The 14,054-nt window shown below is 71.5% G+C and carries 16 protein-coding genes and 1 pseudogene; 12 read left to right on the forward strand and 5 right to left on the reverse strand.

What is annotated here, in order from left to right; genetic code table 11:
- Positions 1-162 precede the first annotated feature (162 nt).
- Positions 163-813 carry a TetR/AcrR family transcriptional regulator gene (locus tag KME75_RS33900; RefSeq protein ID WP_219419030.1) on the reverse strand — a complete coding sequence of 217 codons (651 nt, stop codon included), beginning with the start codon at positions 811-813 and terminating at the stop codon, positions 163-165.
- 130 nt (positions 814-943) lie between these two features.
- Between KME75_RS33900 and KME75_RS33905 the strand changes: the two genes are divergently transcribed.
- The 9 genes and pseudogenes from KME75_RS33905 (at position 944) to KME75_RS33935 (ending at position 8,063) form a co-directional block, all read left to right on the forward strand.
- Positions 944-1,744, forward strand: coding sequence for an enoyl-CoA hydratase-related protein (locus KME75_RS33905; protein ID WP_219419031.1), 801 nt, complete (start codon positions 944-946; stop codon positions 1,742-1,744).
- 13 nt (positions 1,745-1,757) lie between these two features.
- Positions 1,758-2,906, forward strand: coding sequence for an acyl-CoA dehydrogenase family protein (locus tag KME75_RS46310; RefSeq protein ID WP_219419032.1), 1,149 nt, complete (start codon positions 1,758-1,760; stop codon positions 2,904-2,906).
- A gap of 12 nt (positions 2,907-2,918) precedes the next feature.
- Positions 2,919-3,659 carry an SDR family NAD(P)-dependent oxidoreductase gene (locus KME75_RS33915; protein WP_219419033.1) on the forward strand — a complete coding sequence of 247 codons (741 nt, stop codon included), beginning with the start codon at positions 2,919-2,921 and terminating at the stop codon, positions 3,657-3,659.
- A gap of 177 nt (positions 3,660-3,836) precedes the next feature.
- A complete protein-coding gene (locus tag KME75_RS33920) occupies positions 3,837-4,955 on the forward strand; it encodes an AMP-binding protein (protein ID WP_308283328.1) in 1,119 nt (372 codons plus the stop codon).
- On the forward strand, positions 4,912-5,325 hold the full coding sequence (locus KME75_RS44120) for an AMP-binding enzyme (protein WP_281424803.1): 414 nt from the start codon (positions 4,912-4,914) through the stop codon (positions 5,323-5,325). Before KME75_RS33920 ends, KME75_RS44120 begins: the two co-directional genes overlap by 44 nt.
- Before the next feature lie 59 nt (positions 5,326-5,384).
- The gene (locus KME75_RS33925; RefSeq protein WP_219419034.1) at positions 5,385-6,563 is read left to right on the forward strand and encodes an acyl-CoA dehydrogenase family protein; all 1,179 of its coding nucleotides are present in this window, start codon (positions 5,385-5,387) and stop codon (positions 6,561-6,563) included.
- Between the two features lie 47 nt (positions 6,564-6,610).
- Positions 6,611-7,628 (forward strand): annotated as a pseudogene (locus KME75_RS33930) (pyridoxal phosphate-dependent aminotransferase).
- 14 nt (positions 7,629-7,642) lie between these two features.
- Entirely contained in the window at positions 7,643-7,780 is a 138-nt protein-coding gene (locus KME75_RS44125) for a hypothetical protein (protein ID WP_246633367.1), read from the forward strand.
- A 73-nt stretch (positions 7,781-7,853) separates the two neighbouring features.
- Entirely contained in the window at positions 7,854-8,063 is a 210-nt protein-coding gene (locus KME75_RS33935) for a dodecin (RefSeq protein ID WP_219419036.1), read from the forward strand.
- A gap of 10 nt (positions 8,064-8,073) precedes the next feature.
- Here the strand turns inward: KME75_RS33935 and KME75_RS33940 are convergent, their stop codons facing one another.
- From KME75_RS33940 to KME75_RS33950, 3 genes are all read right to left on the reverse strand, one after another.
- A complete protein-coding gene (locus tag KME75_RS33940; protein WP_219419037.1) occupies positions 8,074-9,129 on the reverse strand; it encodes a glycoside hydrolase family 172 protein in 1,056 nt (351 codons plus the stop codon).
- 99 nt (positions 9,130-9,228) lie between these two features.
- On the reverse strand, positions 9,229-9,591 hold the full coding sequence (locus tag KME75_RS33945; protein ID WP_219419038.1) for a VOC family protein: 363 nt from the start codon (positions 9,589-9,591) through the stop codon (positions 9,229-9,231).
- Between the two features lie 70 nt (positions 9,592-9,661).
- Positions 9,662-10,555 carry a LysR family transcriptional regulator gene (locus KME75_RS33950; RefSeq protein ID WP_219419039.1) on the reverse strand — a complete coding sequence of 298 codons (894 nt, stop codon included), beginning with the start codon at positions 10,553-10,555 and terminating at the stop codon, positions 9,662-9,664.
- An 83-nt stretch (positions 10,556-10,638) separates the two neighbouring features.
- On the opposite strand from KME75_RS33950, the gene KME75_RS33955 reads away from it, so the two are divergent.
- The 3 genes from KME75_RS33955 to KME75_RS33965 all read left to right on the forward strand — a co-directional run bounded on the left by KME75_RS33955 (position 10,639) and on the right by KME75_RS33965 (position 13,161).
- Positions 10,639-11,325: a CoA transferase subunit A gene (locus KME75_RS33955; protein ID WP_219419040.1), complete on the forward strand. Its 687-nt coding sequence runs from the start codon at positions 10,639-10,641 to the stop codon at positions 11,323-11,325.
- Positions 11,322-11,990: a 3-oxoacid CoA-transferase subunit B gene (locus KME75_RS33960; protein WP_219419041.1), complete on the forward strand. Its 669-nt coding sequence runs from the start codon at positions 11,322-11,324 to the stop codon at positions 11,988-11,990. Before KME75_RS33955 ends, KME75_RS33960 begins: the two co-directional genes overlap by 4 nt.
- Positions 11,991-12,114: 124 nt before the next feature.
- A complete protein-coding gene (locus KME75_RS33965; protein WP_246633368.1) occupies positions 12,115-13,161 on the forward strand; it encodes a hypothetical protein in 1,047 nt (348 codons plus the stop codon).
- A 107-nt stretch (positions 13,162-13,268) separates the two neighbouring features.
- Here the strand turns inward: KME75_RS33965 and KME75_RS33970 are convergent, their stop codons facing one another.
- The gene (locus tag KME75_RS33970) at positions 13,269-13,718 is read right to left on the reverse strand and encodes a hypothetical protein (RefSeq protein ID WP_219419042.1); all 450 of its coding nucleotides are present in this window, start codon (positions 13,716-13,718) and stop codon (positions 13,269-13,271) included.
- Between the last annotated feature and the right edge of the window lie 336 nt (positions 13,719-14,054).

Below are 14,054 nucleotides of genomic sequence, written 5' to 3' on the forward strand. Positions count from 1 at the left end.
ACCGCCACCTCAAGGCACTCCAAGACCTCGGATACGAGGTCACACTCGCCAAGGCCTCATAGGCTGCGGTCGATTCTCCTGACAGCCACTTTCACGCCATGTGGTTGCGTGAAAGTGGCTTTCCTGCAACCGGGGTCGCTCGTCGGTGCCGCGAGCGACGGCCTAGTCGGCGGACCGGACGCCGACCAGCATCATCAGCGTGTCGGTGAGCTGCGCGATCGCCTCGTCGAGTTCCTCGCCGTGCAGATGCCCGCACCAGATCGGCGCCTGCGACATCGACGCGTGCATGCACTGCAGGACCGGGTCGATCCCGGTCACCGTGAACTCCCCGGCGGCGACGCCCTCCTCGATGACCTGCCGGAAGAGCCGGTCGTGGCGCCGCCGCAGCTCCTTGATCCGGGCCTGCTGCTCGGCGGGCCACTCCCGCGGCACGAGGAACAGCCGCAGTGCCGCGGGGTACTCCCGCACCGCGATGGTGATGTGCTCGCGGATGAGCGCGTGCAGCCGCGCCGGTAGTGCCCGCCCCGGCTGGGCCTCCGGCAGCCGTTCCAGGCGCGCGGTCCAGTCGTTGCCCAGGGTCTCGATGGCCGCGGTGACCAGCTCGTCCTTGCTCGCGAAGTAGTAGTACAGCGAGCCCTTGGTGACGTCGAGCCGGTCGGCGACGTCCTCCAGGCTCACCGCGTCGTAGCCGCGTTCGCCGAACAGCTCGGCCGCGGTGGTGAGGATCGCCTGGATCCGGCGGCCGCGCTTGCGTTCCACACGGCTCGACGACGGGCGGGTCGTCCCGCTCGTCACGGCCTCTTCCGTGCTCATCCCCGCTCCCGCGTCGCACTCCCGCTGTCGTGCGCAGCCTAGTTGTCGACCCTGGAATCAGCTATTGACCCTCGAGTCAAAGTTTGTCACCGTGGTCAATGCAGGTCGCGGTAGGACGAGGGAGACGGCAATGGGGCAGGAGTACGAGGACATCCGCTACGAGGTCGACGGCCCGGCGGCCGTGATCACGATCAACCGGCCGGAGCGCTACAACGCCTTCCGCGGCCGGACCGTCGACGAGCTGATCAGGGCGTTCCGGGCGGCGTGGGCGGACCGGCGCGTGCAGGCGGTGATCCTCACGGGGGCGGGGGAGAAGGCGTTCTGCACCGGCGGCGACGTCAAGCAGCGCGCCGAGACCGGCGACTACGGCCCCACCGAGAGCGGCATGTTCGAGATCGGCTACCTGCACAAGCTGATCCGCGACATCCCCAAGCCGGTGATCGCGGCCGTCAACGGGGTCGCGGTCGGCGGTGGGCACGTCCTGCACGTGCTGTGCGACGTGTCGATCGCGAGCGAGACCGCGCGGTTCGGGCAGGCCGGCCCGAAGGTCGGCTCGTTCGACGCCGGGTTCGGCTCGGCCTATCTCGCCCGGGTGGTGGGGGAGAAGAAGGCGCGCGAAATCTGGTTCTGGTGCCGCCAGTACAGCGCGGCCGAGGCCGAGCGGATGGGGCTGGTCAACGCCGTCGTCCCGGCCGATCAACTGCTCGACGAGGCCAAGCGGTGGGCGTACGAGGTCGCGGAGAAGAGCCCGACGGCGATCCGGTTCCTCAAGCAGTCGTTCAACGCCGACACCGACCACCAGGCCGGGCTGTCCAACATGGCCATGTCGGCGCTGGACCTGTTCACCGCGTCGCCGGAGGGACTCGAGGGCGCGGCCGCGTTCGCGGAGAAGCGCAAGCCCGACTTCGTCCAGCACGTCAACTGGCACTGAGCGGGAGCGAGCCGTGCAGTTCGACCTCACCTCGAGCCAGCAGGAGTACCGCGACCGCGCGCGGGCGATCGCGCAGGTGCGGCTCGCGCCCGGGTACCGCGCCCGGGAACGCGACGGCCGGATCGAGCCGGACCTGCGCCGGGAGCTCGGCGGGCTCGGGCTGATCGCCCCGGAGATCCCGTGCGAGCTGGGTGGGCAGGGCCGGGACCGGCTCACCGCCGGGCTGGTGACCGAGGAGATCGGCCGCGGCGACATCAACGTCGCCTATCTGCAGGTCGTCGGGTCGCTGGTCGCGCAGATCCTCGCCGGCAACGCCCCGCCGGAGCTCGCCGCCCACTGGGTGCCGAAGATCTGCTCGGGCGAGGAGATCGTGGGGATCGGGCTCACCGAGCCGCACGGCGGATCCGACGCCGGGATGCCGCGGCTGACCGCGGTGCGCGACGGGGCGGACTGGGTGCTGGACGGTGTGAAGTCGCTGTCGTTCGGGCGGGACGCCGCGGCCGTCGTGGTGTTCGCCCGCACCGGCCCGGCGCAGGAGCGCGGCAAGGACATCAGCGCGTTCCTCGTCCCGCTCGACCTGCCCGGCGTGACGCGCGAGCCCTACTCCGACATGGGTACCGTGGCGGTCGGCCGCGGTGCCGCCCACTTCGCCGGCGTCCGGATCCCCGGTGACCACCTGCTCGGTGCGCAGGGGCGCGGGTTCAGCCAGGTCATGCAGGGCTTCGACTTCAGCCGCGCGCTGATCGGGCTGCAGTGCATCGGCGCGGCGCAGCAGACCGTCGACGAGACGTGGGGCCACGTCAGCACGCGCGAGGCGTTCGACCGCCCGCTCAGCACCAACCAGGGCGTCGCGTTCCCGCTCGCCGAGGCCGAGACGCTGCTCGCAGCCGCGCGGCTGTTGTGCCAGCAAACGCTGTGGCTCAAGGATGCCGGACAGCCGCACACCGCGCAGGCCGCGATGTGCAAGTGGTGGGCGCCGAAGACCGCCTACGACGTCATCACCCAGTGCCTGCTCCTGCACGGCCAGTACGGCTACCGCACCGAGCTGCCGATCGAGCAGCGGCTGCGCGACGTCCTCGGCCTGCAGATCGGCGACGGCACCGCACAGATCATGAAGCTCGTGATCGCCCGGCAACGGCTGGGCCGCGCGCTCGCACCCTGATGAGAGGCAAGCATGGGAAAGCTCGACGACAAGATCGCCATCGTGACGGGGGCCGGGCAGGGCATCGGCCGCGCCATTGCCGAGAAGCTCGCCGCGGAGGGCGCCACGGTCGTCGTCTCCGACATCAACGAGGCGAGCGCGGTTGAGACCGCCGACGCGATCGGGGGCGGCGCGGTCGGGGTGCGGGCCGACGTCACCGACCGCGAGTCGGTGCGCGCGATGGTCGCGCACGCACGAGACCGGTTCGGCCGGATCGACGTGCTCGTCAACAACGCGGGCTGGGACAAGGCGGGCCCGTTCGTCGACTCCGATCCCGCCGACTGGGACCGGGTCATCCAGATCAACCTCTACGGCGTGCTCAACACCTCGAAGGCCGTGCTGCCGGTGATGGCCGAGCAGGGCCACGGCTCGGTGGTGAACATCGCGTCCGACGCGGGCCGGGTCGGGTCCTCCGGTGAGGCGGTGTACTCCGCGGCCAAGGGCGGCGTCATCGCGTTCACCAAGTCGGCGGCCAGGGAGATGGCCCGCGCCCAGGTCAACGTCAACTGTGTCTGCCCCGGCCCGGCCGACACGGCGCTGTTCGCCTCCTTCGCCGGACCGAAGCTGCGCGAGTCGCTGACGAAGGCGATCCCGTTCCGCAGGCTCGCCGAGCCCACCGACGTCGCCAACGCCGTCGCGTTCCTCGCCTCCGACGAGGCCGCCTACATCACCGGCCAGACCGTCAGCGTCAGCGGCGGCCTGACCATGAGCTGACCCCGGACCCCCGCGCGACAAGGACGTTGCCATGGTGCGTGACACGACCCTGACCAGGAGAAGATCGAGCGCTACACCCGGGACGGCCGCTGGCCGAACCGGCTGATCACCGACGACCTCGACGAGGTCGCCGCTCGCTGCCCCGACAAGCTCGCGGCGATCGACGCCCGCGGCGAGATCACCTACGGCGAGCTGAAGCGGCTGTCGGACCGCGCCGCGCTCGGCCTGCTGGAGCTCGGCGTCCGGCCCGGCGAGGTGGTGTCCTACCAGCTGCCGAACTGGATCGAGTTCCTGATCGTGCACTTCGCGGTCACCCGGATCCGTGCGGTGAACAACCCGCTCATCCCGATCTACCGGGAGCGCGAGGTCGGGTTCATGGTCGGCCTGGCCCGGTCCACGGTGATCGTCGTGCCGCGGACGTTCCGCGGCTACGACCACCCCAGGATGGTGGCGCGGCTCCGCGCGGACTGGCCCGCAATGCGGCACGTCCTGGTGGTCGACGGCGACACCGACGCCACGCAGACGTCCTGGCGGGAGTTCCTCGACACGCCGTGGGAGGAGCGACGGGACCCGGCCGAGCTCGCCCGGCTGCGCCCGGACCCGAACGACGTGACCCTGCTGATCTTCACCTCCGGCACCACGGGTGAGCCCAAGGGCGTGATGCACACCCACAACACGCTGATGGCCGCGAACGCTCCACTGCCGGACCGGCTGGGCGTCGGCGCCGACAGCGTCATCCACATGGCCTCGACGTTCGCGCACCTCACCGGATTCCTCTACGGCGTCCGGCTGCCCACGCAGGTCGGCGGCGCCACGGCCGTCTACCAGGACGTCTGGGACCCGAAGCGGTTCGTCGAGCTGGTGGAGCGGCACCGCCTCACCTACACGTCGGCGGCCACCCCGTTCCTGCACGACACCCTCGCCGCGCCGAACCTCGCCGAGCACGACATGTCGTCGCTGGAGCGCTTCTGCTGCATGGGCGCCCCGATCCCACGCGCGATCGTCCGCGAGGCCGGGGCGACGCTGCCCGGGCTGACCGTCCTGGGCGGGTGGGGCCAGAGCGAGAACGCGCTGGTGACGCTCGGCATCCCGGGCGACCCCGAGGAGAAGCTCGTCGAGCGCGACGGGTTCCCGTGGCCGGGGATGCAGATCCGCGTCGTCGACGCCGCGGGTGCGCCGCTGCCGGCCGGGACCGAGGGCGCTGCAGGTCACCGGGCCGTTCCTGTTCGTCGGCTACCTCGAACGGCCCGAGATGACGGCGGCCTCGTTCGACGGCGAGTGGTTCGACACCGGTGACCTGGCCGTCATCGACGCCGACGGCTACCTGAGCATCATCGGCCGCAGCAAGGACGTGATCATCCGCGGCGGCGAGAACATCCCGGTGGCCGACCTGGAGAACGTGCTCTACGAGCACCCCAAGCTCGCCGGTGTCGCGGTGGTCGGGGTGCCCGACCCGCGGCTGCAGGAACGCGCGTGCGCCGTCGTCACCCTCGCGCCGGGCGCCGACGGGTTCACCCTCGAGGAGATGCGGGCGTACCTGGGGGAGAAGGGCATCGCCCGGCCGTACTGGCCCGAGCGGCTGGAGGTGGTCGACGAGCTGCCGCGCACCGCGAGCGGGAAGATCCAGAAGTTCCGGATCCGGGCCGGGTTGGCGCAGCGGTCTTGAACGGCGCCGGATCGGGCATCCGTTCCCTGGACGCACCGAGCACTCGACGAGGGATGCCGATGCCAGAACCCGACATCACCGCGCGGGCGCGGGACTACCTCGACCTCGACGGGCTGCTCACGGCCGAGGAGCGCGCGCTGCGCGACCAGGTGCGCGCGTTCGTCGACGCCCGGATCCGGCCGAACATCGCGCGCTGGTACGAGGACGCCCATTTCCCGCGCGAGATCGTGCCGGAGATGGGGGCGCTCGGACTGCTCGGGATGCACCTGACCGGCTACGGCTGCGCGGGCCGCAGCGCCGTCGAGTACGGCCTCGCGGCGCTGGAGCTCGAGGCGGGCGACTCGGGGCTGCGCACGTTCGTCAGCGTGCAGGGGTCGCTCGCGATGAGCGCGATCCACAAGTTCGGCACCGAGGAGCAGAAGCGGACCTGGCTGCCCGGCATGGCCGCGGGCGACCTCATCGGCTGTTTCGGGCTCACCGAGCCGGACGCGGGCAGCGACCCGGCCGGCATGACCACCACCGGTCGGCGCGACGGCGACGGGTGGGTGCTCGACGGGGCGAAGCGCTGGATCGGCCTCGCCTCGGTCGCCGACGTCGCCGTCATCTGGGCGCGCACGGACGAGGGCGTGCGCGGGTTCGTCGTCCCGACGGACGCAGCGGGCTTCACGGCCACGGCGATCGAGCCGAAGCTGTCGATGCGTGCGTCGATCCAGTGCGACATCGCGCTCGACGGCGTCCGGCTGCCCGCCGACGCGGTGCTGCCGGCCGTCCAGGGCCTCCGCGGCCCGTTCACCTGCCTGAACGAGGCGCGCTACGGGATCATGTGGGGGGCGATGGGCGCCGCCCGCGACGCCTACGAGACCGCGCTCGCGTACGCGCTGCGGCGCCGGCAGTTCGGCGAGCCGATCGCGGCGTTCCAGCTGACCCAGCAGAAGCTCGTCGACATGGTCCTGGAGATCCAGAAGGGTCTGCTCGTCGCGCTGCACACCGGCCGGCTCAAGGACGCGGGCGCGCTCGCCCCCGAGCAGATCTCCTTCGGCAAGCTCAACAACGTCCGCGAGGCCATCGCCATCTGCCGGGAGGCCCGCACGATCCTGGGCGGCAACGGCGTCACCCTGGAGCACTCGCCCGCCCGGCACGCCAACAACCTCGAAGGCGTGCGCACCTACGAGGGCACCGACGAGATCCACACGCTGATCATGGGCCGGGCCGTCACGGGAATCCCCGCCTTCGCCTGACCGCTCCGGGGCTCGACTTCCCCTCCGACGGTGCGGGATCGTCGGTTATGGCCCGGACGAGCGGCAAGGCCGAGCAGTTCACGGAGTCGGTGATCCGGGAGACGTTCCGGCTCGCCACGCGGCACGGTGCGATCAACCTGGGCCAGGGATTCCCCGACTACGCCTGCCCGCCCGAGCTGAAGGACGCGGCGTGCGCGGCGATCGCGGCTGACGACAACCAGTACCCGATGACGTTCGGCACGCCGCAGTTACGGGAGGCGATCGCGGCGAAGACCGCGCGCACCTACCCGGGCTGGTCGATCGACCCGGACACCGAGCTGTGTGTCACCTGCGGGGCGACGGAGGCGCTCATGGCGGTGACGTTCGCGCTGCTCGACCCGGGCGACGAGGTCGTCCTCTTCGAGCCCTGGTACGAGAACTACCGGCCGAACGCGATCCTGGCCGGCGCGGTGCCGCGGCACGTGCGGATGCGCGAGCCCGACTGGAGCGTCGACGAGGCGGAGCTGCGCGCGGCGTTCGGACCGCGGACGAAGGCCGTGTTCCTCTGCCACCCGAACAACCCGACGGGGAGGATCTACCGCGCCGAGGAGCTCGCCCTGCTGGCAGCTGTGCCAACGCTGGGACGCGGTCCTCGTCGTCGACTCGATCTACGAGCACATCCACTACCTCGACCCGGGCGAGTACCTGCCACCCGCGCTCGTGCCCGGCCTGGAGGACCGGACCATCACCGTCAACGCGCTGTCGAAGACCTACGCCGTCACCGGCTGGCGGGTCGGCTGGACCGTCGCCCCGCCGGACCTCACCGCGGCGATCCGCAAGGTCCACGACTTCCTCACGATCGCCGCGCCCGCACCGTTCCAGGCCGCGGGCGTCGCGGCGATGGGGATGCCACCGGAGTACTACACGGCCCTGGCCGCCGGCTACCGCGAGCGGCGCGACCTGTTATGCGACGCGCTGGAGCGGATCGGGTTCGGGCTGCGCCGCCCCGACGGGTCGTACTACGTCATGTGCGACACCCGGCCGCTCGACCCGCGGGCGACGGCGTCGCGTTCGCCCGCAGGCTGATCACCGAGATCGGGGTGGCGGCGGTTCCGGCCGTCTCGTTCTGGCGGCCGGAGAACGCCGAGTTCGGGGAGAGCAAGATCCGCTTCGCGTTCCCCAAGCGGTTGGAGACGCTGCGGGCGGCGGTGGAGCGGCTCGAGAAGCTCCAGCCGTGAGCGGGCGGTGCGCGGACGCGGGATCTGCCCGTCGTACCCAGCGCGAGGCCCGCCGTGGTGGTTTCCTGCTCTCATGAACCACGTGTATCGCGTGACAGAGATCGTCGGCAGCAGCCCGGAGAGCCTGGACGCGGCGATCCGCAACGGCCTGGCCCGCGCCACCCAGACCCTGCGCCACGTCGACTGGTTCGAGGTCACCGAGATCCGGGGGGCGGTGCAAGAGGACCAGGTGACCCACTTCCAGGTGGGAATGAAGGTCGGGTTCCGCCTCGACGAGGAGTGACCCGGTCGCCTCAGAGCTGCTCGAGTTCGTCGAGCGTCGGCGTCGCGGGGCGCGGGCCGCTCGGCCCGTCCAGGTAGAACAGCGCCGTCGACGCGATGTCGTCGTGCCGTTGCAGGTAGCGGTGGCCGCTGCGCCACCCGAGCGCCTGGACCTCGACCCGGATCCGGGACGCGAAGCAGATCGGGTCCGGGACGTGCCAGCGGTACATCCCGAACCGCTGCTGGCTCTCGTACAGCCCGTCCGGCCGGATGATCTGGTGCAGCCCGAGGTACGGGGTCGTGTACGCGGTGTACCCCTGGCCGGGGACGTCGAAGTTCCAGGCGCCGCCGAAGTAGTCCTCGGTGCCGGTGCCGCAGATGGTGGGGAAGCCCTCGTCGTCGTCGAGGTGGTACTTCATCTCGCCCTCACCCCACCAGCCCCGGGAGTTGACGCCCCAGGCCAGGTAGGTGCCGACGTACTGCCCGGCGCCGCGAACGCCGTCGAGGAGGGTGTGCAGCGCGCCGTGCACCGGGTTCGACCGCCGCCAGTGCGCGTGCAGGTACCCGCTGGCGCTCTCGTCCGTGCCCAGCTCGTAGGTGACCTGGTAGTAGAGGACGACGGGCGCGTCGGTCAGGTTCTCCATGCTCAGCCGGGCGCCGGTCCGGAACGGCATCGGCCAGTAGCTGTTGCACCCGCCGTGCGGGTTCACCGCGACCATCGACGAGCTGAGCTGCGCGAACCGCCCCCACCCCTGCCCGAAGAAGTCGCCGACCGGCACCTCGATCGCCGGCTCGACCGCGCCGTCCCAGTGGGCGCGCAGGAGCAGCGAACGCCAGTGGTCGGGGTGGGTCGTCAGCCAGATGTGCGTGATCCGGCCGGCTCCCTCGATCGCGGCGAGGTCGACCCGCTGCCGCGGGCCGATCTCGACGCTGGGCGAGATCTTCCAGCCCCGGCCCAGCTCGCGCCCGGGGCCCGCGCCGGTCCCCGACGTGGCCCGACCGCCCTGCCCCGGCGCGCCCGTCGGGTTCTCCGGGCTGATCGACCGGGTGACGACCCGCCGCAGTCGCGCAACGTCGTGTGCAGACATGACGACGATCATGCCCGCGTCGCACCTGCAGTGCTCAGCTCCGGTGGGGGATGGGCCGCGACCAGGCGCCGCCGGTCGGACCCCGTTCGGCCGGACGAATCAGATCGGCTGCGTGAGGTTGACGGCGTTGCCGTCCGGGTCCTGGATGTGCGCGACGCGCTGGCCCCACGGCATGTCGTTGGGCGGCCCGAGCACTCGGCCGCCGAGCGTCTCGACCTGCTCGAGGCGGGCGACCACGTCGTCGACGTCGACGCTCAGCAGCATGCGCTGCGGGGCATCGGCGGCGCCGGCCGACTCCGACACGAGCCCCAGGTCGGAGTCGCCGACGCGCAGCCCCACGAAGAACGTCGGCCCCTCGGCCGGGAACCGCTCGGTCTCCTTCGCGTCGAGCAGCGCGGTGTAGAAGGTCTGCAGGCGGTCCAGATCTTCCGTCATGATGATCGGCTGGATCGTGCTCGGCACGGTGTCCTCCTCATCCGTGGGCCGCGCGATCGGCGACCCCTGCCCGTTCTACGGGCCGGGTCGGCAGGACTCATCGGTCTCGGGGTTCCTCTCGCGGCAGCGCCCGGGCGAATCCGGTGACGAGGCTCGACCCGTGGTCGCGGCGCCACACCGCCGCGAGCTCGACGGTCTGCGGCGCGCCACGCAGCGGGCGGAGCACGACTCCGATGCGGCGCAGCGTCGCGGCCGAGGAGGGGACGACGGCGAGGCCGATGCCCGCCGCGACCAGCCCGAGCACGGTCTGGACCATCCATACGCCCTGCTGCGCGACGTGCGGGGTGACCCCGGCGTCGGCGAAGAGCTGGGTGATCCGGGAGTGCAGGCCCGGGACGTCGTGCTGTTCGGGCAGGACGAACGGCTCGTCGCGGACGTCCTGGAGGTTCACGGACTCGGCGGCACCGGCGGGGTGGTGAGCGGGCAGGGCGAGGAGCAGCACCTCGGTGGCGACGTGCCGCCACACCAGTTCGGGATCGGTGACGGGCAGGTAGAGCAGCGCGACGTCGAGCTGCCGGTCGTGCAGCGAGCGAACCAGCGCGTCGGGTTCCATCTCGCGCAGTACCAGCTCGACGTCCGGGTGGCCCGTTCGGTAGGCGCGCAAAAGATCGGGGAGATCGCCGTTGGCGGCGGAGGGGACGAACCCGATCGACAACCGGCCCACGCTGCCCTCGCCGATCCGGCGGACCATCCGGGTGGTGCGGTCGAGGTCGGCGAGCAGGCGCCGCGCCTCGGGCAGCAGCGCGCGTCCCGCGGCGGTGAGGCGGATCGCGCGGCGGGACCGGTCGAACAGCTGCGCACCGAGATCCTTCTCGAGCAGGCCGATCTGGTGACTCAGCGGGGGCTGCGCCATCTGGAGGCGCTCGGCGGCCCGGGTGAAGCTCAGCTCCTCGGCCACGGCGACGAAGTACTGGAGCCGCCGGTGGTGCATGCCCGCAATCCTAGACCCGGAATGTATGGGTAGGTACAGAACAGATGTTGGAAGTATCGGTCGGTGTGGCGGACCATCACGAGATGCCCACACCCGTGACCGAGCACCGGTCGCTCCTACAGGCCGCCGAGGAGGCGGTCGCCCGCATCGCCCCCGGCGCCACGCTGATGGTCGGGGGCTTCGGACTCGTCGGTGCGCCGCTGACCCTGATCGAGGCGCTCTGCGCGAGCCCGACGGTCGGCGACCTCACCGTGATCAGCAACAACCTGGGCGAGCCGGGCCGCGGCCTGGGGCGCCTGCTGCTCGACGGGAAGGTCCGCAAGGCGGTCGGCTCGTACTTCACCAGCAACCCAGACGTCGTGCGCGCCTACGCGGAGGGCCGCCTGGAGGTCGACCTGCTGCCGCAGGGCACGCTGTCGGAGGCGATCCGCGCGGGCGGCGCCGGGATCGGTGGCTTCTACACGAAGACCGGGTTGGGCACGGCCCTGGCCGAGGGCCGGGACGAGCGGGTGATCCGCGGCGAGCGCTACGTGTTCCACGAGAGCCTGCACGCCGACGTCGCGCTCGTGCGCGCCCGCTACGCCGACGAGCTGGGCAACCTCGTCTACGCCAAGACCGCCCGCAACTTCAACCCGGACATGGCCACGGCCGCCGACCTCGTCATCGCCGAGGTCGACGAGATCGTGCCGGTCGGCCGGCTGGACCCGGAGGCGATCGTGACCCCCCACCTGTTCGTCGACGCCCTCGTGTTGAAGGGGGACCGGTCATGAACGTCCAGCAGCGCATCGCGGCCCGGGTGGTTCCGCACATCCCGCCGGGCGCGGTCGTGAACCTCGGCATCGGCATCCCCACGCTGGTGGCCGAGCACCTGCCCGGCGACGCCCCGCTCCTGCAGACCGAGAACGGCCTGCTGGGCGTCGGGCCGACCCCGGCGCCCGAGGACGTCGACCCCGACCTCGTGCACGCCGGCAAGCAGCCCGTCACCGCACGGACCGGGGCGTCCTACTTCGCCAGCTCGGCGTCGTTCGGGATGATCCGCGGCGGGCACGTCGAGGTCGCGGTGCTCGGCGCCCTGCAGATCGACGCCCAGGGCCGGATCGCGAACTGGGCCATCCCCGGCAAACCCGTGCTCGGCGTCGGCGGCGCAATGGACCTGCTGGTGGGCGCCCGCAAGGTCGTCGTCGCGACCACGCACACTGCCAAGGACGGCTCCCCGAAGATCGTCGAGGAGTGCACGTTCCCGCTGACGGCGCTGCGGCCCGTCGACGTGGTGGTGACCGAGGCAGCTACCTTCACCGTGGAGGACGGCGCGCTGGTGCTCGTCGACCTCGCCGACGGGTTCACCCTGCACTGGGTGCGGGAGCACACCGCCGCGTCCTTCCGGATCGGCCTGCCCCACGGGGTCGATGTCCCGGAGGCCGTGGCCCGGACCTGAGCGGGCTCACCCTTGAGCGGGTGGGCAGGTAGGACAGAGCCCGCGAGGAGGAGCCATCAGCGAGTACCAGTACTACGAGTTCGTCGCCGTCGACCACCCGCTCGACGAGCGCCGGCTCGCCGATGTGCGGGCCCTCTCGACGCGCGCACACATCACGCCTACCAGCTTCGTCAACACCTACGAGTGGGGGGACTTCCGCGGAAATCCGCGCACCTTGATGAAGCGGTACTACGACGCCTTCCTCTACCTCGCCAACTGGGGAACGCGTCGGCTGATGTTCCGGGTGCCGGCACGGCTGCTCGACCTTCCCACGGCAGCGCGGTACTGCGCCGGTGAGTCGGCCAGCGCCTGGGCCAGTGGCGAGGACGTCGTCATCGAACTGGTGTCGGATGACGAGGAAGGCGGCGACGACCTCGACTGGGGTGGCGAGGGCTGGCTGTCGTTGATCGTTCCTGTCCGGGCGGAGGTCCTCGCCGGGGATCGGCAGTTGCTGTACCTCGCGTGGCTCCTGTGCGTGCAGAACGGGGAGGTCCTGGACGAGGAGGTGGAGCCGCCCGTGCCGTCGGGGCTCGGGAGGCCGAGCGCGTCGCTGAGCAGCGTGGTGGAGTTCCTCCGCATCGATCCCGACCTGCTCGCCGTCGCGGCCGACAGCCCCGGGGCGCCGGAGCCGTCGGAAGCGGACATGGCGTCATGGATCGCGAACCTGCCGGTGGCGGAGAAGGACGCGGTGCTGCTCGCGCTGCTGCGGGGCACCGATCCGAATCTGCGCGCGGAGCTGCTGCACCGGTTCCGCGGCGCGGTGCCGCCCCGCGAGGGGCACCGGACGGCGAGGGAGCTGCTCGCCGCGGCTGACGCGCGCTGGACGGAGCGGGCGCGGGTCGTGGACGAGCGGCGCCGGGAGGCCGCCGCCGAGCAGGAGCGGCTCCGTGTCGCGGCGCGGGAGCGGCGGCTGGCGGGGCTCGCGGCCGACGTCGATCGGGCGTGGACGCGGGTGGCCGCCCTGATCGCGACGAGGAAGCCTGCGGAGTACGACCAGGCAGTGGACCTGCTCAGTGATCTTCGGGACGTGACGGATCCGGAGGAGTTCGGCCGCCGGATACGCGAGCTGCGTGCCGAGCACGGGCGCAAGCCGAGCCTCATGGAGCGGTTCGATTTCGCCGACCTTCCGTAGCGGTCGGCGTCAGCTCGACGGAGACCGCAGCCGGGCGGCGCAGGTCTCGGCCAACTCCCGCGCGCTGTCCACCCGGTCCGCCAGTGCGGCGAGCAGGCCGTCCCCAATCAGCTGCAGGGCGTTGTCGCCGTCGAGCAGGTGCCGCGGCGGATGAGCGCGACGATCTCGGCGCCGTCGGCGCGGTACACGGCCCCGCGCAGTTGGGTCCTCTCTTCGTCAGCCACGGCACAACAGTCTGCACCCTCCACGTAGCCGATCGGCGCGCCACCGGAGGTGTAGTCGACCACGAACATCCGCTGGTGGCCCACGTGAACCCACTGGAACAGGCCGTCCTCCCGGGCCGGTTCGCTCTGCTCGGGGCGCGGCCGCTTCGGCACATTCGGTGGCCGGACCGACCACTGGGCGTCCTTCTCGGTCAGCGGGAAGCCGAGGGCGGTGAGGTCGTCGTGAGCGGTGTAGCGGTCGACGCCGAACCGCTTGGCGTAGGCCTTGACGGTCACCTCAGCGCCCGAGGCGATCCAGCCGTGCGCTGAGTCGCGGCGCTGCTGCTTCCGCATCCGGTGCCGCCGCGGCTGACGAGGGGAGCGCGCCATCGCTGCTTCTCACCTCGCCGAGCTGGTGAGCGTGGAGGGTCGCATGGCAACGCAGCCTCTCACGGATCGGGGCGTGGATTTCGGCGGGGCTTCTGCTCCGGATCGATCCATTTCGGCGGAATGAACTCGGGCCATCCGTTCGCTATCCGGACGATCCAGTCGGAGTAATGGATTAGAGCGTGTCCCGTGGATCATGCGGGTGGGCTGCGGTAGATCTCTTCTGTGCTTGATCGCCACGACTTGACCGACGCGGAGTGGGCACGGCTGGAGCCGTTGCTGCCCGACCGGACACCGCGACGA

The organism is Pseudonocardia nigra (assembly GCF_019396355.1).
In the GTDB taxonomy this organism is placed as follows: Bacteria; Actinomycetota; Actinomycetes; order Mycobacteriales; family Pseudonocardiaceae; genus Pseudonocardia; species Pseudonocardia nigra.